This window comes from Pseudomonas sp. xss_4 (genome assembly GCF_043104125.1).
GTDB lineage: Bacteria > Pseudomonadota > Gammaproteobacteria > Pseudomonadales > Pseudomonadaceae > Aquipseudomonas > Aquipseudomonas parafulva_B.
In genome coordinates, this window is sequence record NZ_JBICKJ010000016.1 from 40,215 (window position 1) to 64,179 (window position 23,965).

Below are 23,965 nucleotides of genomic sequence, written 5' to 3' on the forward strand. Positions count from 1 at the left end.
CTATACATCTACCACCGGCTGAACCATCGCGATGCTTTCAATGGGGGCACCACATGCCGACCCATTAGGACATCACCATGCCCACCACTCCCGCCCAGTCGGAACTTATCAAGACGTTCTCCGCCTCGTCCCTGACCGCCGTACCCGAACGTCTGGCCGGCAAAGGTAATTTGCTGGTCGCCGCACAGCCGGCCTTGACAGCCTGCACCACGCAGCTCAGAGCACTGTTCGGTCAGGCGCCCAGCCTGCGTCAGACATTGCTCGATACGCTGCAGGCTCAGTTACGGATAGACCCAACCCATTGCGGGCTGCGTGATGAGACCAGGCAGATCACCTTGCTTTCATTCGCAGCCCGCCTGCTGACGAACCCAGCGTTCACCCGCCCGTTTGCCAGCTGGACAACGTGGGGCTTTGCACAGGGCAGTGCTCAGGCTCAGCTGAACGCCGCTGACTGGATACGTTACCTTGGGCCGCTGGCAAGCACCGCTAGGCTGCGGGCTACCAATGGTTACTGGGCTGCCCGCATGCCGGGTACTGCCGTATCACGCCAAAGCCACGCAAGCACCCTGCTGCGCGAGCATTTCGAGCGCAGCCTGGACATTGCTTACGGACTGGGAAAGCTGGAAATCACTGCCTGGCTGACTGCAAGGCGAGCCACACCAAGCTTTGCTCAACTGCAATGGCAGCCCACCGGCGCGCCAACGCTTAATAGTGTTGCGGCGATAGTTGTAGAGCCCGAACCAGAAGCCACCGGCTGGTTGCTGTACATCCCAGGACTCACGACCTGCACTGTGCCTTTCAATGACCTGCAGCACCTGCGCACTTGGGTATTCGAGAACCGTCATATCTTTTGGTCGGACCCGCGATGGCCCATCACCCTGGGCAGCAGCGACAATGTACTCATCACGCCGCTACACGGCGATGGATTCAGCGCTCTAATGGCAGAAACGCTGGCGCAGCAAGAGGGCCTCATCGACCACCACCTGCTGCAGGCGTGCCAAACCCACGCCATTGACCCACTGGACTGGACAGACCTGCAGGCATGGGAGAATAAGCGAAACGCCATCGTGGCAGGGGCTCTGCCTGAGAACCTGGCGGCACAAATCGCTCAGGTATGTGCCGACGACGCCGCCATGGCTGCGCAGGAGGTGCACTTCGCCTGCCTGGAGCAGCACCTGCCCATCGCCTGGCGCCAGCAGCGTGTCGAACAGCAGGAAGCCCTGCTGGAGGGTTACCTGAAAGGCGACATTGCACCGACTTCGGCCAAAGTGACACTGCTGCGCGAACAACAGGTGGCGCAGGACCTGTTGAAGAGCACGCTGGACACCTACCTACTCGCCCTGCCAGAGCCCGTGAGTAGCGTCATGCTGCAACAGCCGGCGGGCGACATCCCCAGGCGCACACAGATTGCAGAGTGGCTATGCAAGGCATTGCTGGCCGAAGCACGGCTGCAACACACGCTGGGCGAGTTGACAGCTACCCATCTTGGCTGGGTGGAACACCTTGTGGACAGGCCTGAGCCAAGCCTGCAAAGGCCTGTACAGGTTCGCGCCTTGGCAGTGACCAGCGCCGGTCAGCGCTGGGTATTGAGCGGTTACATAACAGTGCGTGAGCTGCCGGCTGAGACAGGCCAAGCGCATGACCCAAGCCTGCTGCTGTACCGCCCAGGCCAACGTGGCGGGCTGCTGATGTTCGCGGACGAACCGGCACTTGAACGCAGCCTGCTGGCTACACTCGACGGTGCATGGGCTGATGCACTACTGGAGGCGGCCCACGCCAGTGATGGCGTGCCGCTGCACGCTAGTCTGAGCAACGCGCCCACCTTTGCATTCGAGCATCCGCCCGTCGATGGGCACTTCATGTTGCACTGCGTTGACGCCATCGCTGCGGCTCTGCCAGCCGACACGTCATGCGAACAAGCGCGTCAGCGGCTGTGCATCAGTGAACATCTCGCCAGGTTGACAGCCTTTGCGCGATTCGCCGAGAAAAACCGCAGCAGCCATTTTCAACAAAACCTGCCCCGATTGAGCCATCTCGATGCACAACAGATCGCCGCAGTGGCTGCCCAGATCGAAACACTGCAAGCGTCACTGCACACCTCTGCAAGCCTTCTCGCTTTAAGTCTGCAGCCGCGCGACCAATTTGCCCGCCAACTGCTCAAGGACTACTTGCAAACCGAATTCGGTGTGCAGGATGCCGGGCAGATCACCCTCGACATCGCTGACAGTGTCACCATCAGCAAAGTGGTCACGGGCCAATCGGCCGCCGGTGGTGCCGGAGCGCGGGATGTGCCCATATTCAGCACGGCCCGCAGCGATGTGCCACTTGAAACATTCATCATGGTGGCGCTCGATGAACATCGCCGCTTGCGCCTGGGCAATGCCACCGTCAAGTTCGAACCTGCCAACCCTTACCTGGCCGCGCGGCTTACGCCGGCGCGCATTGCCGCACTGGTCACCGAACTGGATGCCGCGGGCCGCTTCGAGACACACATCGTTCAAGCCTACCTGGGCTTGGAGCACGAAACGCCCTGGCAGGTCGCTTGGCGTCAGGAAACCCTGCGTGCGCCTTACGAACATCGCTTGAAGCTTCTGCTGCTAAGCCGCCCTGCCAGCCTGGATGCCAGCGGCCAACGCATGCTTGAAACGTTTTACAACGAACAGGTGGCTGCAGGCGCAGCCAGGACCCTTGCCTACCACTCGCTGGAGTTGAAGCCAGGAGTAGCAGCAGATGGTTCGAGCGACAGCGTCGCTTTGTCCGGCATCACGCTGGTGCAGGGCCAGACAAGCCCTGTGTTGCTCTATATGCCGGATGCGCCCAATGGCAAGGTCGTCAGCCAGTACTCAGACAGCGATGCGGCATGCCAAGCGCTGCAAAGCATGGCCTTGGACAAAGCCATGGCCCGCTACCTGGCTGAGCAAACCTTGAGCGGTGATCCGGATGAGCATGAGCGATACATCGACGCCGCACTGAAGTCAGGATTTCACGGGTTTATCGGCATAGGCATTGCGCGTCTCGAATCCTTGCCTACCTATGAAGCTCGTCAAGGCATGGGGGCGCTCATTCGCACCCATCGTAACACCTCTCGCAGCCAGGCCGATGTGGCCCTCGCTGCGCCACAGGTATTTGACCATTACTTCTTCATGGGGCTGCGAATGGTACTGGGGGTATTGCCAGGCGTGGGTACCGGCCTTGCACTTTTCGATGGCTGGCAGGCGGCTACTGCTGCGGTCACTGCTTTCGAACAACGCAACCTGGAAGAAGGCCTGATGCACCTCGTCAGCCTATTGCAGTCGCTCAGCGATGCTGTACTGACCATGGCCCCAACGGGTGCAGCTATTGGCAAGCCTGCTATCACAGCGCGGCTATTGGCCCAGCAACGCCAGCGCCTGCAACCCCTGCGGCAGGTGAGCGGAATACCCCAACCGACCCACAGTGCCTTCGGCGGCTATGAAACGGACCTGCCCATCGGCCCGATGAAGCGCTCCAGCCTTCCCCAGGGCGCTGGCGTGTTCGAGCATACGGCAACGCGGCAAACATACATCACGCGCAATGCCGCCTGGTACGCGGTTGAATGGGACGCCGCTTACCTGACCTGGAGGCTGAAACCCCACGGTATGCGCAGCTATCGTCAACCTGTACGCCTCAGCGAGCACGGTGTTTGGGAAACGCCTGGCCGCCTCAGTGGCCTGCTGGTGGACAGCGCCCTGCGCGGAGGCGGCGGTGCACTCACCACACTGCTCAATCACGGTGTTGCCTATTGGCGCAGAGCAATGCGCGCCCAGCCCAGGCGCCTTACAGGGCTGGAATTGGCACACGACATCAACGACGAACTCGTACGCTGCCGGTCCCGTTTGGCGCAGAAGCAGGCGGCCTACCGCGCGGCAGTGGAGGCTGTGGCCGAAGGTACGCAGCCCACTGACGGGCAACGAGCTGCCTACGTCAATGCACGCACGCAACTGGCTGAAGAAGTTCAGGGCAACATCGCGTTCAATGAGCAGGCCGTGGCGCGCCTGCGGGAGCAACGTGCCACGCTGGCTCGGGCAGATTACGTACGCTTCAAGACCCTGTGCGAGGAAAACATTGTTGAAATGGCGGTGCTGGACATGCACCTGGTTTCAGCACGCTTTACCTTCGCCACCAACCAGATCAAGCTGGCGTACAGCGCCGTTCAGGCATTAGCTGAATCTACCGTACCCACGTCGGTGGCCAAGCGCCTGACCCAGAATACGTTGGCGGCAAATAGAGAGATGGTGCTGACGCTGATGGAGGCCGAACGCCTGGCAACCAGCCATCAGGTACGGCGCAGGGCCTTGCAAGGCAATACCCTGAGCACATACATGGCCCGTGCCCAGCAGACCGGCCTGGTGCTGGACCTGAGCAACATCCGCGTGGTCAGGGCGTCGATTCTGTCGGTCACCCTTTTCAAGGCAAGCGCGGTAGAACACCCGCATATGGGGGCCTTCATGACCCACTTCCATGAACAGGGGGTTGCTCTGCGCAGCACGCTGTACAGCCAGGTTCAGCTGCCGCAAGCGCGCCTCAGCCGGGCCCAGGAACGCACGTTCCTCAGCCACGCCAGAAGCCGCTATGTGCGCTACCTGAACCACCTGACGGCATGGGAAGACAACTTCACGGACTTGCTGGCACCAGCAGAAACCTTGTCGTTTCGTCAACTCATGCGGGAGTTGATCGACGAAATCGATGCCAACCTCGCCAAGGCCAGCTCAGCCCGCCCTTCTACCGACCACCCCCCGCGGGGCGCGAGCCGCCCACGCTTGTTCGAGACGGTGGAGGGGCCGTTGATCGGTAACGAGTTCGTCGAGCGCGGCCAGGCGCGCATGCGTATCAACCAGCCCAATTCCGAACAGCCGCACACCGTTTACGCCAAAAGCGAAAACGGCAAATGGCAACAGGTAGCAAACGAGCCCCAGATGCCGACGCCCCCCCTCTCCTCGCTGCTTGAAACCGCCAGTGCCCGTCTGGCCGCCATCGATCAGCAACGGGCCAAGCTGCACCAGTATCGGAAACCACAAACTCTCCCGGTAGACCTGGAAGACATCGCCGAAGGCCACGCCCAGCAGCTGCGTTTTCTGGGCGAGAGCATCCGGCGCAAGGCGGGTACTTCGTTAAACGCCAGCCACCTGGCGCTGATCCAGCAACTGGACACCGCTGCAGCAGAGATGCATGCCCTGGGCCGGCAACTGCGCATAGCCCAGAGCAAAGCAAGCAGTAAGCCGACGGTGGCTTACCTGGAATACCTGGTGGAGCAGCAGGAGGTAGAGCTTGGCTGGTCGCGCACGCTGAACCCGAAACGGGACCGCAAAGGCAACCCGGTGGAGTATCTTGAGGAATACCGCATAGTGGATCGGGCCAGCGGGCAGCCGCTGTGGTATGCGCACTTCCACTTCCGGCACAAACCCTCAAGCGGCTTCACTCGACTTGAAGCAGGCCACCTGAAACTGGCCAGCGAACGGGACCTGGGGGAAGGGGCGTGGCGCGCGGCCATGACCGAGGCTCAGGCCAACAAACTGTTCGGCAGCCTGCGCCCGGCTGACTGACAAATGCTCCATCACCCGGGCTGCCTGACAGCCCGGGTGCCACTTGCCTTACAGCTTGGCGATGGACACTTCGGTGGATTTAACGAAGGCGATCACTTCGCTGCCAACCTGCAGCTCCAGTTCACGCACCGAGCGGGTAGTGATCACCGAGGTGACGATACCGGAAGCAGTCTGCACGTCGATTTCCGACAATACCGGGCCTTCCAGAATTTCTTTCACAGTGCCTTTGAACTGGTTACGAACGTTGATGGCTTTGATGGTCATGGGGTAATTCCTTCTAAGGGCTTCAGTGGGTTCAGAGCGCCCAGCGCAGTTGCGTGGGCAAAGGGGCTACAGGGTCAGGTTCGGGGGCTGTGCCCGGCGCCGACAGAACACGTTGCAGGACCTCGCTTTCCAGCGCGGCCAGGCGATGGGAGCCACGTGCACGGGGCCGAGGCAGGTCGACGGCAAGGTCCAGGCCCACCTCGCCTTCTTCGATCAGAATCACCCGGTCGGCCACGGCGACCGCCTCGCTCACATCATGCGTCACCAGCAACACGGTGAAGCCATGCTGGCGCCACAGGCGCTCGATCAGTTGCTGCATTTCGATGCGGGTCAGGGCATCCAGCGCGCCGAGCGGCTCATCAAGCAACAGCAGGCGCGGCTGGTGGATAAGCGCACGGGCCAGGGCCACGCGCTGCTTCTGCCCACCGGACAACGCTGCAGGCCATTCATGGGCGCGATCGGCCAGGCCTACCGCTTCCAGTGCCTGCAAGGCACGGGGCTGCCAGTCTCCTTTAAGACCCAGGCCAATGTTATCGATGACCCTTTTCCACGGTAACAGGCGGGCGTCTTGGAACATCAAGCGGGTTTCTTCTCGAGCCTCTTCCAGCGGCGCCGCACCGGCCAGCAGCTGCCCGGCAGTGGGCTGGTCGAGCCCGGCCAGCAAGCGCAGCAGCGTGCTTTTGCCGCAGCCGCTGCGCCCTACGATGGCGACGAACTGGCCAGCCGGGATGTTCAGGTCGAGGCCCTTCAATACTTCGCGCGGGCCAAACGCCTTGCGCAGGCTGCTGGAAGCCAGCGGGATACCGCGCAGCAGGCGTTGTGGCGAGTCGTTCAGAATGGTCATACGGCCTCCTTCCTTGCCACCTGATAGGCCGGGTGCCAGCGCAGCCATATACGTTCAAGGCCGCGGGCGGCCAGGTCTGCAAGCTTGCCCAGCACGGCGTAGAGGACGATGGCCAGCACCACCACATCGGTTTGCAGGAACTCACGGGCGTTCATGGCCAGGTAACCGATGCCGGCATTGGCCGAGATGGTTTCGGCAACGATCAGGGTCAGCCACATGAAGCCCAGGGCAAAGCGCACACCCACCAGAATCGAAGGCAGCGCACCCGGCAGAATCACCTGACGGAACAGGCTGAAACCAGACAAGCCGTAGCTACGGGCCATTTCGACCAGTGCTGGGTCGACGTTGCGGATGCCGTGGTAGGTGTTCAGGTAGATAGGGAACAGCGTGCCCAGCGCTACCAGAAAGATCTTCGCCGACTCATCAATACCGAACCACAGGATCACCAGCGGAATCAGTGCCAGGTGCGGCACGTTACGGATCATCTGCACCGAACTGTCGAGCAGGCGCTCGCCCCAGTTGGACAGCCCCGTGATGAAACCCAGCACCAGGCCGATGCTGCCACCGATCAGAAAGCCCAGCCCGGCACGCCAGCCGCTGATGGCCAGGTGCGTCCAGATTTCTCCGCTGCGTACCAGGTCGACGCCGGCTGTCAGCACGGCGCTGGGCGCTGGCAGAATGCGGGTCGACAGCCAGCCCGCGCTGACCGCCAGTTGCCACGCGGCTAGCAGCAGTACCGGCAGCGCCCAGGGCGCCAAGCGCTCTATCACGGTATTCGAGGTTTTCCGACTCATACAATGCCCCTCATCGCTGGGCCACGGACTTGGGCAGGATGTCGTTGGCAACCATCTCGCCGAACGGGCTCACGTAGCCGCCGCTGGTCGCAGGCTGAGGCCGTTGTACGTCCAGGTGCGGGAACAACAGTTCGGCCACCCGGTATGACTCTTCAAGGTGCGGGTAGCCAGAGAAGATGAAGGTGTCGATGCCCAGGGCGGCATATTCCTTGACCCGCGCGGCGACGGTCGGGCCATCGCCCACCAGCGCAGTGCCTGCACCTCCGCGAACCAGACCTACCCCCGCCCACAGGTTAGGGCTGACTTCAAGCTTGTCGCGGCGGCCATTGTGCAGCGCGGCCATGCGCTGCTGCCCTACCGAGTCGAAACGGGCGAGCGACGCCTGGGCGCGAGCGATGGTGTCGTCGTCCAAATGGGATATGAGTTTTTCAGCCGCTTCCCATGCTTGCGCATTGGTCTCACGCACGATCACATGAAGGCGAATGCCAAACCGCACTTCGCGGCCCTGGGCAGCTGCCTTATCACGCACCTGGGCGATCTTTTCAGCCACCGCGCTGGGCGGCTCGCCCCAGGTCAGGTACAGCTCGACCTGCTCTGCAGCCAGGTCTTGGGCGGCTTCGGAGGAACCACCGAAATACAACGGTGGACGAGGCTGCTGGATGGGTGGGTACAGCAGCTTGGCGCCTTTGACCTGGATGTGTTTACCGTCGTAATCGACTTCTTCGCCTTCAAGCACCTTGCGCCAGATGCGGGTGAATTCGACAGACGCTTCATAGCGCTCCTGATGATTGAGGTGCAGGCCGTCACCGGCCAGCTCGTCCGGATCGCCACCGGTTACCAGGTTGAACAGCGCCCGGCCATTGGACAGGCGATCGAGCGTGGCGGCCTGCCGCGCGGCGACCGTCGGCGAGATGATTCCAGGGCGCAGGGCCACCAGGAACTTCAGGCGTTCGGTAACAGGGATCAGGGACGCGGCCACCAGCCAGGAATCCTCGCAGGAACGCCCGGTGGGTATCAGCACGCCGCCGAACCCCAGGCGGTCGGCCGCCTGGGCAATCTGCTGCAGGTAACCATGGTCCACCGCCCGGGCGCCTTGCGCGGTGCCCAGGTACTTGCCATCACCGTGCGTGGGGAGGAACCAGAAGATGTTGAGGCTCATTGGAGTTGTCTCCTAAGGGGTAGCTGAGCCGGGGAACGCCCGGCACGGACAGATCAATCAAGGCGCACTGGCAACCTTGGCCGGGGGTGTCCAGATCACGTCCTTGATGCGCAGCGGCTTGGGTATCAGCTTGAGCGTCTGAAAGGTGTCTGCGATTTTCTGCTGGGCCACCACGACGTCCGACGTCAAGGGCGCTGCGCCGTAGCCTTGGCGCTTGACGGACGTCAGGGTGATGTCCGGCGCGAGCCCGAGCAGCGGGGCGACCTGGTCGGTGACTTCCTGCGGGTTGGCCTGCGACCACTCACCGACCGCACGTACCTGATCGATGACGGTATTGATGACGGCCGGGTGCTGATTCGCATAACTGCGCGTGGCCAGGTAGAACTGATGGTTGTCGACCAGGCCCTGGCCGTCACGCAGGGTGCGGGCTTGCAGCTGCTGCTCGGCGGCGGCCTGGTACGGGTCCCAGATGACCCAGGCATCGACACTGCCACGCTCGAACGCTGCGCGCGCATCGGCCGGGGGCAGGTAGACCGGTTGAATATCGGTGTACTTCAGGCCTGCATCTTCGAGCGCCCGCACAAGCAGGTAATGGACGTTGGAGCCTTTGTTGAGGGCGACCTTCTTGCCCTTGAGTGCCTGCACCGACTGGATCGGCGAGTCCTTGGGCACCAGGATGGCCTCACTGTGGGGCGCGGGTGGCTCGTAGGCCACGTACAGCAAGTCGGCCCCGGCGGCCTGTGCGAATACCGGAGGCGTTTCGCCGGTCACACCGAAATCGACAGACCCGACGTTCAGCCCTTCAAGCAGCTGGGGACCACCGGGAAACTCGGTCCACTGCACCTGCACGCCTTGCTCGGCCAGACGCTTTTCCAACGTGCCCTTGGCCTTGAGCAGCACCAGGGTGCCGTATTTCTGATAACCGATGCGCAGGGTTTCAGCCTGTGCCTGGGTAATGGCGCCGAGGGACACAGCCGCCGCAAACAGGGCGACCAGACCACGACGCAAGAAGATTGTGCGCATGGCGCTCTCCTGTGCGATGGGGTTCGGGTTGCACCTGCTTGCCTCGTTGACGGGCGAGTAAGGTGATACAGCGGGTTTGCCGGGTCAGATGCTCCAGCGAGCACTGATCAGGCGATCATTGAGCACGCCGGGTGCGACCGGGCGCGGGCGCCTGGCCAGGGCCAGGTGGAAGGTTTCCAGCGAGTCGTGCAGCCGTTCTTCAAGGGCAGGCGCCAGCTGGGCCGGCTTACTGCCTTCGGCATAGGCGATCTGGCTGTCATCGGCAAAGATCCCTTGCAGGGTCTCCTGGGCCTTGAGAGCCGACAGTACGGGCTTGAGGGCGTAATCCACGGCCAGCATGTGGGCGATGCTGCCCCCAGTGGCGATGGGCAGCACGACCCGGTTGGCCAGTGCGCGCTCGGGCAGCAGGTCAAGCAGGGTTTTCAGCGCGCCGGCGAACGACGCCTTGTACACCGGTGTGGCAACGATCAGGCCATCGGCCTGGGCCACCAACTGTTGGAAGTGCTGCACGTGTGGGCTTTCGAAGCGGGCATGCAACAGGTCTTCGGCAGGAAAGTCGCGCACCTGCAAGGTGACGACTTCAACGCCACGGTGCTCGAGCCACTGCCGCGAACGTTCGAGCAGCACGCCTGAGCGTGAACGAGGACTTGGGCTACCACCGATTGATACGACCAGCATTGCTGCGCTTCCTTGGGTTACGGTGGAATGACATTAGCAGTTTCCTTATATATCTATAAATCATATTTAATTCTTTGTTTATTCGATTTAGATATTTTCAAGCTAATTTAGGTCAAAAAAAAGGGCCGTCGAAACGGCCCGAAAATCCCTGCTTGGCTAAGCGTTATGCAACACAGTACTTACGCTCGGTTCGGTTGAGGCGTCAGACGCAAATAGGGTTTGACCGCCGTGTAGCCTTTTGGAAATCGTTGCCGGATCTCTTCTTCGTCCTTGAGCGAAGGAACGATCACCACATCGTCACCGTCCTGCCAGTTGCCTGGGGTGGCTACCTTGTGCGAATCGGTCAGTTGCAGCGAGTCGATTACCCGCAAAATCTCGTTGAAGTTTCGCCCGGTACTGGCGGGGTAGGTAATCGTCAGGCGAACCTTCTTGTTCGGGTCGATGACGAACAGTGAGCGTACGGTCAGGGTATCGCTGGCGTTTGGGTGGATCAGGTCGTACAGGTCCGACACCTTGCGGTCGGCATCGGCGAGGATCGGGAAATTGACCACGGTCTGCTGGGTTTCGTTGATGTCTTCGATCCAACGGTGATGCGAGTCCACCGGGTCGACCGACAGTGCAATGGCCTTGACCCCGCGCTTGGCAAATTCATCCTTGAGCTTGGCCGTGAGCCCCAATTCGGTGGTGCACACCGGGGTGAAGTCGGCAGGGTGCGAGAACAGCACGCCCCAGCTGTCGCCCAGCCATTGGTGAAAATGGATTTTGCCTTCGCTGGAATCCTGTTCGAAATCCGGGGCGATATCGCCGAGTTTGAGGCTCATGGGATGCAGCTCCTGTGCTGGGGTGCCTGTGGAATGAATGTGCCTGAATTTCATCAACCTTAAAAAGAATAAATAAAGCTTTGTTAATGCTTTTTATGCATAACAATTTTCGCTCACAAAAAAGCCTCGCATCAAGCGAGGCTCTTCATGTGGCTACGGCTTACAGGAAGTTGTAAGTGTAGTTCACGATGAAACGGGTCTGGTCCAGATCGGCCACCGAGCTTTCACCGGTGCCGCGGTAAACACCGTGGCGCAGGCTCGCACCCAGGCCTTTGAACGTGCCTTCCTGGATGACGTAGTCGATCCGGGCGTCACGCTCCCACTCGCTGAAGTGGCCATTGCCGCTGGCGTTCTTGCCGTCTTCACCCTTGAGGTAGGAAACCGAGGCCTTCAGGCCCGGTACGCCGAGGCGCGCGAAGTCGTAGGCGTATTGACCGAAGGTAGTGTTCTCACCGGCCTTGGCGAACTGGTTGATCATGCTGTCGGTGAACAGGTAGAAGCTGGCGCCGCCAGCGCCTTCGAGCGAGGAACGCGAACCGTCCTTGCGCACGCTACCCTGGTTCAACCAGACGAAACCGCCGTCGTCGTTGACGCGCTGGTGACCGAGCATGAGCGAGTGACCACCCAGGGTGTAGGTGAACATCGCCGACCAGGTCTTGTTGTCGACCTCGCCAGGTGTCTTGGCAAAGCCGCCGTTGTTGTTGAAGGTGTAGCCCGAGTCGCCGTTGCGGCCGTCGCTGCTGCTGTTGAAGTAGCGCAGGTCAGTCTTGAACGACTGGTCGTCGGCGATCTTGAAAACGTGGGTAGCGCCCAGGAAGTGCTGCTTGTAGAAGTCTTCCAGGTTCGAGTAGTAGTACTGCAGGGTCAGGTCTGGGGTGAGCTTGTAGTCCAGGCCGCCATAGCGGAACTTGTTGCTGTCACGGAAAGCGCCGTTGACCGACAGGCCGGTGCGGTTGCTCGAGGCGCGGCCCATGGCGTGGGTCAGCTGACCGGCGTTGATGGTCAGGTTGTCGATTTCCTTCGACTGGATGGTGCCACCTTCGAAGGTCTGCGGCAGCAGACGGCCATCATTGGAGACCAGGATCGGCAGGTTCGGCGCCAGGGCGCTACCGTAGTGGACTTCAGTCTTGGAGAACTTGGCCTTGGCGTTGGCGCCCAGGCGAGCCCACTGGCTCACGGCAGAGCCGTCGGAGTCGCTCGGGAAGAAGTTGCTGTTGTCAGGGTGTTTGCCACGGCCGCCGTCGAGGTGGATACCCCACAGGGCCTGGGCGTCTACACCGAAACCAACGGTGCCCTGGGTGAAACCGGACAGGTAGTCCAGTTTGAAGCCCTGGCCCGATTCACGGTTGTCGGCGCCACCGTCACGGTTGTCGCCATTGAAGTACATGGTGCGCGAGCTGACCGACAGCTTGCTGTCTTCCACGAAACCGGCAGCACCTGCTTGTTGGGCGAGAACACCCAGTGCCACGGCCATGGCCAGGCTGGACTTGTACATGCTTTGCTCCTCTACGTTCTAATTTTTGTGTATCTCAGGCGGCCGGGTCTATTGCCCCGCTCACCATGGATGGGCGATTTAGTCCCAAAGCGTGACCCTTTAGTCAATCATTTCTAAACGTTTCGCGACTTTGGTCTAAGGCGCCAACCTGGGCTACAGGATAATGACAATCCTATAAATCCAAAATGACTGTTTTGTGAATCGGTAAGACTTTTAAGGAATATGTAAGGAACCATTACTGCATTTTGTTGTAGCAAGTGGGTTTCTCATAACCCCCGGCTATTTGCAATCGTTTGCTCATAACCTCATTCCAATTGGATCTATAGGGAGGCTCAGCCTAACAGCGTCGGCTGACTTTGCCATTGCGCGTGGTCAATCATCGACCAAGGGTGCCAAATGAGCGCTAAGCTAATTCTTAAAAGTTATTTATTTTTAGTTTTTTAGATCAATTAGCCTTGTCTCATGCATCCCTTGCCCGATGAGAGCTCACCATGAACCCGCACCGCACCCTGCGAATTCTCAGTACCCTGGCGCTTGCTGGCGCCAGCTGGATAGCCCAGGCGTCAGACTTGACGGTGGCCTATCAAACAACGGTCGATCCTGCCAAGGTGGCGCAAGTCGATGGCGACTATGAGGCGGCGACCAAAGCCAGCATCGACTGGCGCAAGTTCGACAACGGTGCCGATGTAATCACCGCCGTTGCCAGTGGGGATGTGCAGATCGGCTACCTGGGCTCCAGCCCATTGGCAGCCGCCGCAACCCGCAAGCTGCCGATCGAGACGTTTCTGATCGCCACGCAGATCGGGGCTGGCGAAGCCTTGGTGGTGCGCGACGCGATCAAGACCCCTCAGGATCTGGTGGGCAAGAAAGTCGCCGTACCCTTCGTGTCGACCGGGCACTACAGCCTGCTGGCAGCGCTCAAGCACTGGAACATCGATCCTGCCAAGGTGCAGATCCTGAACTTGGCACCACCAGCGATCATCGCTGCATGGAAACGTGGCGACATCGACGCGACCTATGTGTGGGACCCTGCGCTGGGCGTGGCGAAGGAAAGCGGCAAGGTGCTGATCACCTCGGGCGAGTTGGCCAAGGCAGGGGCCCCCACCTTCGACGCCTGGATCGTGCGCAAAGACTTCGCTTCCAAGCACCCCGACGTGGTCAGGGCTTTCGCGCAGGTCACCCTAGAGGCGTATGCAGATTACCGAAAGGATCCGCAAGCCTGGCTGGCGAACCAGGACAACGTCGCCAAGTTGGCCAAGCTGTCCGGCGCCAAGCCTTCGGACATCCCGGTGTTGCTGCAAGGCAACGTCTACCCGCTGGCCGCAGACCAGGCCAGCGCCCTGGGCACGCCTACTACCCAGGCCCTGACCGACACGGCCACGTTCCTCAAGCAACAAGGCAAGGTCGAGGCCGTACTGCCGGACTACAGCCCTTACGTCAGTGCCCAGTACCTCCCCCACTGAATTTGCAGACAACCACAGGAGCCTGACATGGCCTTGCTCGAACTGGAGCGCATCAGCGCACAGTACCCGGGTGCCGCGAGCCCGGTGCTGGCCAACATCACCCTGAGCCTAGGGCCGCGGCAATTGCTGGTGGCGCTCGGGCCCTCAGGCAGCGGCAAGACCTCGCTGCTGAACCTGGTCGCAGGATTCGTCAGTCCCAGCGCGGGACGCATCACGCTCGACGGCGTTCCTGTGCAGGGGCCAGGTGCCGAGCGTGGCGTGGTCTTTCAGGACGATGCCCTGCTGCCCTGGCAGAACGTGCTGGGCAATGTCGCCTTTGGCCTGGAACTGGCCGGTGTGCCACGCGCGGCACGTGAAGCCAAGGCACGCGAGATGCTTGCCCTGGTCGACCTTGCGGATTTCGCCGAGCGGCGCATATGGCAGCTTTCAGGCGGCCAGAAGCAGCGCGTGGGCCTGGCCCGTGCATTGGCAGCCGACCCTGGCGTACTGCTGATGGATGAACCGTTCGGCGCACTGGATGCGTTCACCCGCGAGCACATGCAGACGCTGCTGCTGGATATCTGGCAGCGCACCGACAAACCCGTATTCCTGATCACTCATGACATAGAGGAAGCCGTGTTTCTCGCCACTGAATTGGTGCTGCTCGCACCCAACCCAGGGCGCATCGTCGAGCGGCTTGAGTTGGACTTCGGCCAGCGTTACGCCAACGGCGAGTCGGCGCGGGCGATCAAGTCCGACCCGCGCTTCATCGAGGCTCGCGAGCATGTGCTGGCCCGGGTCTTTTCCCACCGTCAATCCCCGGAGCGCGCATGAGCAGCCTTGATATGCCAGCGGCCAGTGAGCCCACTGTTCAATCAGCACCTGCCGCCCGCCGGGCTCGTCTGCTGCCCACCCGCTGGATCAGCGCATTGACCCTGGCCAGCCTGGTGTTGACCTGGTGGCTGGTCACGGCCGCCGGGTGGGTCGAGCCCCTGTTTCTGCCCTCACCTGCTGACATCATGGCCAAAGCCTGGGTCTTGCTTACCCAGGGCTACATGGACGCCAGCCTGTGGCAGCACCTTGGCGCCAGCCTCGGGCGTATCGGCACGGCATTGCTGGCTGCGGTGTTCACGGCCATTCCGGTGGGTATCGCCATTGGGTATAGCCGGGTGGCACGGGGCATTTTCGACCCGTTGATCGAGTTCTACCGGCCCATCCCCCCGCTCGCCTACTTGCCGCTGATCGTCATCTGGTGCGGGATCGGCGAGTTGTCGAAGGTGCTGCTGATCTACCTGGCGATCTTCGCGCCCATCGCCATCGCCACTGCCACGGGTGTGCGCACCACCGACCCTGCCAAGCTGCGCGCCGCGCAATCGCTAGGCGCGACCAGGGTCCAGCTGATTCGCCACGTGATTTTGCCAAGCGCGCTGCCCGACATTCTGACGGGCATTCGGATTGGCCTGGGCGTCGGTTGGTCGACGCTGGTGGCGGCCGAACTGATCGCCGCCACCAGCGGCCTTGGCTTCATGGTGCAGTCGGCCGCGCAGTTTCTGGTCACCGATGTGGTGGTGCTGGGCATCCTGCTGATCGCGCTGATCGCTTTCGCGCTGGAGATGAGCCTGCGCGCGCTGCAACGCCGACTGGTGCCCTGGCACGGGCAAAGCCACTGACCCCTACCGCTCGTGCGCCCGTCAGGGCGCCTGCCTGAAGAGACCGACATGAGCCTGACCATTACCCCACTCAGCCCGGCGCTGGGCGCACAGATCAGCGGCGTGGACCTTGCCCGCGACATCAGCGACGAGGTGCGCGATGCCATCGAGCACGCGTTGCTTCGCCACCAGGTGCTGTTCTTCCGCAACCAGCCCATCGCCCCCGTCCAGCAGGCGCGTTTTGCCGCCCGCTTTGGCGACCTGCATATCCACCCCATCTACCCCAACGTACCCGGCACGCCCCAGGTGCTGGTGCTCGATACTGCGGTCACCGACGTCCGTGACAACGCCGTCTGGCACACCGACGTGACCTTCCTACCGACACCGGCCCTGGGCGCAGTGCTCAGTGCCAAGCAGTTGCCGGCCTATGGCGGCGATACCCTGTGGGCCAGTGGCATTGCAGCCTTCGAGGGATTGTCAGCGCCACTGCAGGCGATGCTGGTCGGGCTGACGGCGACCCACGACTTCACCAAGTCATTTCCGCTGGAGCGCTTTGGCACCACGCCACAGGAGCTGGCGCGCTGGGAGCAGACCCGGCGCGAGAACCCGCCGCTGTCGCATCCGGTGGTGCGCACGCACCCGGTGAGTGGGCGCCAGGCACTGTTCGTCAACGAGGGATTTACCACGCGCATCAATGAGCTGAGCGAGCTGGAAAGCGAAGCGCTGCTCAAGCTGCTCTTCGCCCATGCCACCCGGCCGGAGTTCACGATCCGCTGGCGCTGGCAGGAAAACGACGTGGCGTTCTGGGACAACCGCGTCACCCAGCACTACGCGGTGGATGACTACCGGCCAAGCCGGCGGGTGATGCACAGGGCAACGATCCTGGGCGATGCGCCCTATTAACGAGAGGGATGGCCGATGCCCCAGCCCTGAAAGGTCAAACCTGGTGGTTCGCCTTTTCAGGGCTGGTCTGGCGCGGAGGGTCAGCGCACCAGGTGCAGGAACTGCATGTGCCGTTCGTACTGGTCGAGGATGTCGTTGATGATCTGCTCCTTGCTGTAGCCCACCAGGTCGTAATTCTGGCTGCCTTCGCTGAGGTAGACCTCCGCCCGGTAATAGCGGCGGTTCTTCAACTCATGGGCACCCAGGCCACCACGGGCGAACGAGGGCGTGAAGTAACCGCGCATCTGCACCTGGTAGATGAACGGCTGCTCATCGCCATGGCCGACTTTCAAGCTGACGTTGTCATGGCTCGGGTCGTCCTGGGTGATCAGCACCAGCCCTTTCTGCTCGAACACCTCACGCACATCGGCGATGGCCGGGCGCACCACATCGTCCATGAACCGGTACACCTCGTCCCGCGAAGGGAAATGCACGGCCTGGCTCAGGCGCTGGCGCCAACCCCCACGGCCTCGGCGCGACTGGGCGAAGGGAGCCAGCGAATGCATCTGCGCGATCTGGCGCTGCGACTCCAGGTAGAAGGCCTTGTGCAGCCCCCACATCATGCACAACAGGATCAGCGAGAAAGGCAACGAGGTGAGCACCACCGCCGACTTCAGCGAATCGATGCTGCCGGCGAACAGCAAGGCACTGGTCACCAGCGCCGTCATGGCACCCCAGAAGATGCGCAGCCAGTTCGGGCCGTCCTCGTCGGCATCGCCGCCGGTGGCCGACAGCGTGGACAGCACCACGGTACCGGAGTCTGCCGACGTCACGAAGAACACGAAGCTGACGAACACCGTCATGGCGATTACCGCCTTGCTCCACGGATAGGTCTCCAGTAGCAGGTACAGGCTCATCGACGGGTTGTCCAACGCGGCCTGGCCCAATGCGGTCATGCCGTGATTGATGACCTGGTCCAGTGCGCTGTTGCCAAAGATCGACATCCACGCCAGGGTGAAGCCAAGCGGAATCAGCAGCACACCGAAGACGAACTCGCGAATGGTCCGCCCACGGGAAATGCGCGCGATGAACAAGCCCACGAATGGCGCCCATGCGATCCACCAGGCCCAGTAGAACACCGTCCAGCCGCCCAGCCACTCACGGTTATCGCCATAGGCATAGACATCGAAGCTCTTGCGCGGCAAGGCGCCCAAATAGTCGCCCAGGTTCTGGATAAGGGTGTTGAACAGGTGCTGGGTGGGGCCTGCGAACAGCACGAAGAGCAAAAGCGCACAGGCCAGGAACAGGTTGATGTCGCTCATCACCCGTACGCCTTTTTCCACACCGGCTACTGCCACGGCCACCGCCGCGCCCATCATCAGCGTGATCAGCACCACCTGCACCCACTGGCTGTGGCTGATGCCGAACAGGTAATCCAGGCCGGCATTGAGGTGCAGCACGCCAAAGCCCATGTCGGCCCCCAGGCCGAACACCGTGGCGATGATGCCGAAGCCGTCGACCGCATAGCCGATAGGCCCGTTGATGCGCTTGCCGATTAACGGATAGAGCGCAGAGCGCAAGGCCAGCGGCAGATTGTGCCGGTAGGCGAAATAGGCCAGCGCCATGCCGACGAAGGCAAAGACGCCCCAACCATGCAGGCCCCAATGCAGGAACAGGATCTGCATTGCCTGCCGGCCCGCCTCAACCGTGCCCCCTTCACCCTGGGGTGGTTGCAACATGTGGGTAAGCGGTTCGGAGACGCAGAAGAAGAACAGCGTGATGCTTATCCCCGCAGCAAACAGCATGCCCGCCCACGACAGGTAGCTGAATTCGGGTTCGTCGTGGTCGGCACCGAGCTTGATCTTGCCGTAGCCCGATACGGCGGTGACCACCACGAAGACCAGGTACAGCGTCATTGCCAGCATGTAGTACCAGCCTACCGTGTTGGCAGCCCAGTTCTGCGCCGCCAGCAACCACTGGCCCGCACTTTGCGGATTGGTAATGACCACAAGGCCGAAGATAAGAATGAAACTTGCCGCGAAATAGAACACCGGAGGGTTCATGCGGATCTTGCCAGGGGCAAGCGAAGGGGTCGGTGCACTCATCGCGTGTGCACCTCGTCAAAGGACGAAAGACGCATAATTAACGGGTTCAGCAAAGGAATCCTCCTGATGAACACCGGCAGCGGACCAGCGTTTTTTTAATTGAACAAGCGTTCAAGTTAAACATGGTTTGAGCCTCATTGCGAATTGAAGCGCCGATTGGTAATGCCTTGGAAGCACCCTTTGGCCAGCCTGACTTGCCCTAGCGCTACCCCGGCTGAAGGTGCATGTAACGGTCTGGTGCCTGCCCAAGGCACCGCCTAGGATCACTGTTTGTCCTGGCAATCGAGCTGCAGGTTGGCCTGGGTGATGTTGCTGTGCGGCGGTACGCTACGCGTCAACCACACGTTGCCACCGATGGTGGAACCCTGCCCGATGGTGATACGCCCCAACACGGTGGCGCCGGCATAGATCACCACGTCGTCCTCGACGATCGGGTGACGGGCCAAGCCCTTGTGCAACGTGCCGGACTCATCGCTCGGGAAGCGCTTGGCGCCAAGGGTCACCGCCTGATAAATCCGCACGCGCTCGCCGATGATCGCAGTTTCGCCGATGACCACGCCGGTACCGTGGTCGATGAAGAAGCTTGGGCCGATCTGAGCCCCGGGATGAATATCGATACCCGTCGCCGAATGCGCCAGCTCCGAACTGATCCGTGCCAACAATGGCAGCCCGGCCGTGTACAGGTGATGGGCCAGACGGTGGTGGATGATCGCCAGGATGCCGGGATAGCACAGCAACACCTCATCGACACTGCGTGCCGCCGGATCGCCGTGATAGGCCGCCAGCACGTCGGTATCGAGCAGCATACGCATGCCTGGCAGCGCCGCGGCAAAGCCCTGGATCAGCTTCAGGGCATGGGCATCGACACCCGCCAGGTCCTCCTTGCCTTGCCGGGCGGCGTAGCGCAGTTCCAGGCGTGCCTGCACCAACAACGCATTGAGCGCGGCGTCCAGGGTATGGCCGACATAAAAATCCTCGCTCTCCTCGCGCAGGTCCACCGGGCCGAGACGCATGGGGAACAACGCGCCGCAGAGCTGTTCGAGGATCTGTCGTACCGCTTCGCGCGAGGGCAGTTCCCGGCCACCTTGCTCGCCGCTGCTGCGGCCATTGCGGGTGCGCCATTGCTCACGGGCACCGCGCAAGCCGGCCACGATCCCCTGCAGTTGCCAGTGCCCGGAGGCGGGTTGTTCGCTCACGGTGTGTTCTCCTGCCTTTTAGGCTATCTGTTCTGTTGTCGATGCCGTCATTCTACGGGCAAGCCCGTGGACCAGGCCCTCATCTCTACCTCTTTACACTGCATCGCAAGGCAAGGGCGATGACAGCCATGCCGTCCTCGCCTACCCTCAAGATCAATGGACAATTTCCAAACGCATAAATAGGCAAGGTGCGATAATTTTTGACTATTTCCTGCGTTGCGCATCCAACCCTATAGTCGCCATCACTTCATTCACAACACGCTCGGGGCTCAGACATGTCGAAGTTCGCCAAACCGCTACTCAATGCCAGCCTGGCCCTGTTGCTGGGCACGGGCCTGCTTGGCCAGGCCTTTGCCGGCGAAGAATTGAAGACCATCCAGGAAAAAGGCGTGATCAGCGTCGGCCTCGAAGGCACCTACCCGCCGTTCAGCTTCCAGGATGAAAACGGCAAGCTGACCGGCTTCGAAGTCGAGCTGTCCGAATTGCTGGCCAAGGAACTGGGCGTGAAGGCCAAGATCCAGCCGACCAAATGGGACGGTATCCTGGCTGCGCTGGAGTCCAAGCGGCTGGACATCGTCGTCAACCAGGTCACCATCTCCGAAGAGCGCAAGAAGAAATACGATTTCTCCGAACCCTACACCGTCTCGGGTATCCAGGCGCTGGTGCTGAAGAAGAAGGCTGACCAGCTCGGCATCAAGGGCGCTCAGGACCTGGCAGGCAAGAAAGTCGGTGTAGGCTTGGGTACCAACTACGAGCAATGGGTCAAGCAGGATGTGCCCAAGGCCGAAGTGCGGACCTATGAGGACGACCCCAGCAAGTTTGCAGACCTGCGCAATGGCCGCATCGATGCCATCCTGATCGACCGCCTGGCTGCGCTTGAATACGCCCAGAAAGCCAAGGACACACAACTGGCGGGCGATGCCTTCTCGCGACTGGAGAGCGGGGTTGCCATGCGCAAGGGCGAACCTGAACTGCTGGCCGCCATCAACACGGCCATCGACAAGCTCAAGGCGGACGGGACCCTGGCCAAGCTGTCCGAAAAGTACTTCGGTGCTGACGTCACCCGATGATCGCTGAAAGCCTGCAACTGGTCGCCGACTCCGCACCCTTCCTGCTCAAGGGTGCGGGTTACACCGTGCTGCTCAGCGTAGGGGGCATGTTTTTCGGATTGGTGCTGGGCTTTGCCCTGGCGTTGATGCGTTTGTCCAAAGTGCTGCCGCTCAACTGGCTGGCACGGATATACGTATCGTTCTTCCGAGGCACGCCCCTGCTGGTGCAGCTGTTCGTCATCTACTTCGGCATGCCCCAGATCGGCATCGAGCTCGACCCGATCCCCGCCTCGCTGATCGGGCTGTCATTGAACATGGCCGCCTACATCTGCGAGATCCTGCGCGCCGCGATCTCTTCGATCGACCGTGGGCAGTGGGAAGCAGCGGCCAGCATCGGCATGACCCGCGTACAAGCCATGCGCCGGGCGATACTGCCCCAGGCGCTGCGCACCGCGTTGCCGCCGTTGGGCAACAGCTTCATCTCGCTGGTCAAGGACACCGCACTGGCCGCCACCATTCAGGTGCCGGAGCTGTTCCGTCAGGCCCAGCTGATCACAGCACGTACGTTCGAGGTGTTCACCATGTACGTGGCAGTGGCCGTGGTCTACTGGGTGCTGTGCAGCATCCTGGCCTACTTCCAGAACCGCATGGAAGCGCGGGTCAACCAACATGACCAGGAGCACTGAGCATGATCGAAGTCAAAGGCCTGACCAAACGCTTCAAGGGCCAGACCGTGCTCGATGGCATCGATGTGACGGTGCAGCCGGGTGAAGTGGTAGCGATAATCGGCCCCAGCGGGTCGGGCAAGACCACTTTCCTGCGGTGCTTGAACCTGCTGGAAACGCCCGATGCCGGGCAAATCAAGATCGGCGCCATCAGCATCGACGCCAACCGCCCCCTCGGCCCGCAACACAGCGCCATACGTCGCCTGCGCCAACAAGCTGGGTTTGTGTTCCAGAACTTCAACCTGTTTCCCCACCGCACGGCCTTGGAGAACGTCATCGAAGGGCCGGTGATCGTCAAGAAAACACCGCGCGACCAAGCGGTGGACCTTGGCCGGCGTCTATTGGCCAAGGTGGGCCTGGCAGGCAAGGAAGACGCCTATCCACGTCGCCTGTCCGGGGGCCAGCAGCAACGGGTGGCCATTGCCCGTGCCCTGGCCATGGAGCCGGAGGTGATTCTGTTCGATGAACCCACCTCGGCGCTGGACCCGGAACTGGTAGGCGAAGTCCTGGCGACCATTCGCAGCCTGGCGGAAGAAAAACGCACCATGATCATCGTTACCCATGAAATGAGCTTCGCTCGCGACGTGGCTAACCGGGTCATTTTCTTCGACAAGGGTGTGGTAGTGGAGCAAGGTGAGGCCAAGGCGTTGTTCGCGGCCCCGCAACAGGAGCGAACGCGGCAATTCCTGCGCAAGTTTCTGGGCACGGCTGCTTCTGAATAAGCCTGCAAAGCCAGCCAGCGCTGTAGTAGCCCGTACGTCACTCAGCTCACGCCTGAATGCATGTCGCCTGGGGGCAGGCGACGCGCTTCTATATATATTCCAAAGCGTTAGTTCATAAATATTTTATAAACCCTTACGGTATATACACCGGACCACCGGACCAGCATACGTCTGTCGCGATCAGCTGTAGCGGCATAACCCACATGTGAGGTCAGCAATGGTCAGGATCACCATCACCCCAGTGCATAACGCCAGGGCATTGAGTGCAGCCAAGGAGCGGCACTGATGTCCAGCCAAGCCCTTATTGCCTCCCGCAGCGTGCTCGACAGTGCACCGCCCTTGCTGCCAGCCAAGGTTCTGCACAGCGATGCCCAAGCGCTGCAAGCTGCACGTGAAGTCGCCGCTGTCGCGCGCGAACAGGCTGCCCGTCGGGATCAGCAACGCGAACTGCCCTGGGCCGAAATCGAATTGTTTACCCGCAGTGGCCTGGGGAGCATCAGCGTTCCGAAGGCCTACGGCGGCCCTGATGTGTCGTTCGAAACCGTGGCCGAAGTGTTCCGCCTGATCAGCGCTGCCGATCCTGCGCTGGGGCAGATCCCACAGAACCAATTCGGCATGCTGCAACTGCTGCGCCTGACAGCCACGCCGGCGCAACAGGCAGTGCTGTTTCGCAGCGTGCTGGACGGCTGGCGAATCGGCAATGCAGGCCCTGAGCGCGGAACCAAGGACACCCTCACCCTCAAGGCACGGATCAACCGCGCAGGTGACGGCTATCGCATCAGTGGCGAGAAGTTCTACTCCACCGGCGCGTTGTTCGCCCACTGGGTGGCGGTCAAGGCGCTGGACGAGGAAGGTCGCCAGCGCCTGGCCTTCGTGCGCCGCGGCACCCCCGGGTTACGCATCGTCGACGATTGGTCGGGGTTTGGTCAGCGCACCACGGCCAGCGGAACGCTACTGCTCGATGACGTTCCGGTAGAGGCAGACCTGGTTATCGACAACTGGCGCCAGCGGGAGGTACCCAATACCCAGGGCGCCGCCTCGCAGCTCATCCAGGCGGCCATCGACGCAGGCATTGCCGAGGCCGCCATCGATGACGCCATTGCTTTCGTGCGCACAAAGTCGCGCCCATGGGTCGAAGCCCAGGTAGAGCGCGCCAGCGACGACCTCTATGTCATCGCCGACATCGGCCGCCTGAAGCTTGAACTGCATGCCGCCGAGGCGCTGCTGCGCCGGGCCGGGCAGGTGCTGGACGAGGTCAACGCAGCACCGGTGGATGCCGAGTCGGCTGCCCGTGCGTCGATTGCGGTGGCCGAGGCCAAGGTACTGACCACCGAGATTGCCCTGCAGGCCAGCGAGAAACTGTTCGAACTGGCTGGCAGCCGCGCGACCCTGGCCGAGTTCAACCTCGACCGCCACTGGCGTAACGCCCGCGTGCACACCCTGCACGACCCGGTGCGCTGGAAATACCACGCAGTTGGCGCGTACCACCTCAACGGCACCCTGCCCGCGCGGCATTCCTGGATCTGATGGGTAGCCTGCAGGACCGCTGCGCGGTC

At 61.7% G+C, this 23,965-nt stretch carries 19 protein-coding genes; 9 read left to right on the forward strand and 10 right to left on the reverse strand.

Going from position 1 to position 23,965, the window contains the following annotated elements; genetic code table 11:
* The first annotated feature begins 77 nt into the window (after positions 1-77).
* On the forward strand, positions 78-5,561 hold the full coding sequence (locus ACF8GB_RS02435) for a hypothetical protein (protein ID WP_392526497.1): 5,484 nt from the start codon (positions 78-80) through the stop codon (positions 5,559-5,561).
* Between the two features lie 48 nt (positions 5,562-5,609).
* Here ACF8GB_RS02435 and ACF8GB_RS02440 read toward each other — a convergent pair whose 3' ends face one another.
* The 8 genes from ACF8GB_RS02440 to ACF8GB_RS02475 form a co-directional block, all read right to left on the reverse strand.
* Positions 5,610-5,825 carry a molybdopterin-binding protein gene (locus ACF8GB_RS02440; protein WP_003255829.1) on the reverse strand — a complete coding sequence of 72 codons (216 nt, stop codon included), beginning with the start codon at positions 5,823-5,825 and terminating at the stop codon, positions 5,610-5,612.
* A 31-nt stretch (positions 5,826-5,856) separates the two neighbouring features.
* A complete protein-coding gene (ssuB, locus tag ACF8GB_RS02445; RefSeq protein WP_058637074.1) occupies positions 5,857-6,669 on the reverse strand; it encodes an aliphatic sulfonates ABC transporter ATP-binding protein in 813 nt (270 codons plus the stop codon).
* Positions 6,666-7,463, reverse strand: a complete 798-nt coding sequence (gene ssuC, locus ACF8GB_RS02450; RefSeq protein ID WP_196126456.1) for an aliphatic sulfonate ABC transporter permease SsuC — start codon at positions 7,461-7,463, stop codon at positions 6,666-6,668. The genes ssuB and ssuC overlap by 4 nt, the downstream gene beginning before the upstream one ends.
* Before the next feature lie 10 nt (positions 7,464-7,473).
* On the reverse strand, positions 7,474-8,622 hold the full coding sequence (gene ssuD / locus ACF8GB_RS02455) for an FMNH2-dependent alkanesulfonate monooxygenase (RefSeq protein ID WP_058637072.1): 1,149 nt from the start codon (positions 8,620-8,622) through the stop codon (positions 7,474-7,476).
* Positions 8,623-8,679: 57 nt separating this feature from the next.
* The gene (locus ACF8GB_RS02460; protein ID WP_058637071.1) at positions 8,680-9,645 is read right to left on the reverse strand and encodes a sulfonate ABC transporter substrate-binding protein; all 966 of its coding nucleotides are present in this window, start codon (positions 9,643-9,645) and stop codon (positions 8,680-8,682) included.
* An 84-nt stretch (positions 9,646-9,729) separates the two neighbouring features.
* A complete protein-coding gene (ssuE, locus tag ACF8GB_RS02465; protein ID WP_058637070.1) occupies positions 9,730-10,323 on the reverse strand; it encodes an NADPH-dependent FMN reductase in 594 nt (197 codons plus the stop codon).
* A 179-nt stretch (positions 10,324-10,502) separates the two neighbouring features.
* Positions 10,503-11,144, reverse strand: coding sequence for a peroxiredoxin (locus ACF8GB_RS02470; protein ID WP_100850592.1), 642 nt, complete (start codon positions 11,142-11,144; stop codon positions 10,503-10,505).
* A gap of 160 nt (positions 11,145-11,304) precedes the next feature.
* A complete protein-coding gene (locus ACF8GB_RS02475; protein WP_392475182.1) occupies positions 11,305-12,639 on the reverse strand; it encodes an OprD family porin in 1,335 nt (444 codons plus the stop codon).
* A 491-nt stretch (positions 12,640-13,130) separates the two neighbouring features.
* Here ACF8GB_RS02475 and tauA point away from each other — a divergent pair, with 491 nt between their 5' ends.
* The 4 genes from tauA to tauD are packed head-to-tail and all read left to right on the forward strand — an operon-like array spanning position 13,131 to position 16,633.
* Complete coding sequence (tauA, locus tag ACF8GB_RS02480) at positions 13,131-14,102, forward strand: taurine ABC transporter substrate-binding protein (RefSeq protein ID WP_392526498.1); 972 nt, start codon at positions 13,131-13,133, stop codon at positions 14,100-14,102.
* 27 nt (positions 14,103-14,129) lie between these two features.
* The gene (gene tauB, locus ACF8GB_RS02485; protein ID WP_392526499.1) at positions 14,130-14,915 is read left to right on the forward strand and encodes a taurine ABC transporter ATP-binding subunit; all 786 of its coding nucleotides are present in this window, start codon (positions 14,130-14,132) and stop codon (positions 14,913-14,915) included.
* Positions 14,912-15,751, forward strand: coding sequence for a taurine ABC transporter permease TauC (tauC, locus tag ACF8GB_RS02490; protein ID WP_078477816.1), 840 nt, complete (start codon positions 14,912-14,914; stop codon positions 15,749-15,751). The genes tauB and tauC overlap by 4 nt, the downstream gene beginning before the upstream one ends.
* A 48-nt stretch (positions 15,752-15,799) precedes the next feature.
* A complete protein-coding gene (tauD, locus tag ACF8GB_RS02495) occupies positions 15,800-16,633 on the forward strand; it encodes a taurine dioxygenase (protein WP_392526500.1) in 834 nt (277 codons plus the stop codon).
* 80 nt (positions 16,634-16,713) lie between these two features.
* On the opposite strand, the gene betT is transcribed toward tauD, so the two are convergent.
* Together betT and epsC are read right to left on the reverse strand one after the other, a co-directional pair.
* Positions 16,714-18,675, reverse strand: a complete 1,962-nt coding sequence (betT, locus tag ACF8GB_RS02500; RefSeq protein WP_178091243.1) for a choline transporter BetT — start codon at positions 18,673-18,675, stop codon at positions 16,714-16,716.
* Positions 18,676-18,980: 305 nt separating this feature from the next.
* On the reverse strand, positions 18,981-19,913 hold the full coding sequence (gene epsC / locus ACF8GB_RS02505; RefSeq protein ID WP_392526501.1) for a serine O-acetyltransferase EpsC: 933 nt from the start codon (positions 19,911-19,913) through the stop codon (positions 18,981-18,983).
* Between the two features lie 275 nt (positions 19,914-20,188).
* Here epsC and tcyJ point away from each other — a divergent pair, with 275 nt between their 5' ends.
* From tcyJ to ACF8GB_RS02525, 4 genes are all read left to right on the forward strand, one after another.
* Positions 20,189-20,983: a cystine ABC transporter substrate-binding protein gene (tcyJ, locus tag ACF8GB_RS02510; RefSeq protein ID WP_058604706.1), complete on the forward strand. Its 795-nt coding sequence runs from the start codon at positions 20,189-20,191 to the stop codon at positions 20,981-20,983.
* A complete protein-coding gene (gene tcyL / locus ACF8GB_RS02515; protein ID WP_023535780.1) occupies positions 20,980-21,648 on the forward strand; it encodes a cystine ABC transporter permease in 669 nt (222 codons plus the stop codon). Before tcyJ ends, tcyL begins: the two co-directional genes overlap by 4 nt.
* 2 nt (positions 21,649-21,650) lie before the next feature.
* Positions 21,651-22,409, forward strand: a complete 759-nt coding sequence (gene tcyN, locus ACF8GB_RS02520; RefSeq protein WP_058637062.1) for an L-cystine ABC transporter ATP-binding protein TcyN — start codon at positions 21,651-21,653, stop codon at positions 22,407-22,409.
* Between the two features lie 285 nt (positions 22,410-22,694).
* Positions 22,695-23,936, forward strand: a complete 1,242-nt coding sequence (locus ACF8GB_RS02525) for an SfnB family sulfur acquisition oxidoreductase (RefSeq protein ID WP_392526502.1) — start codon at positions 22,695-22,697, stop codon at positions 23,934-23,936.
* Positions 23,937-23,965 lie beyond the last annotated feature (29 nt).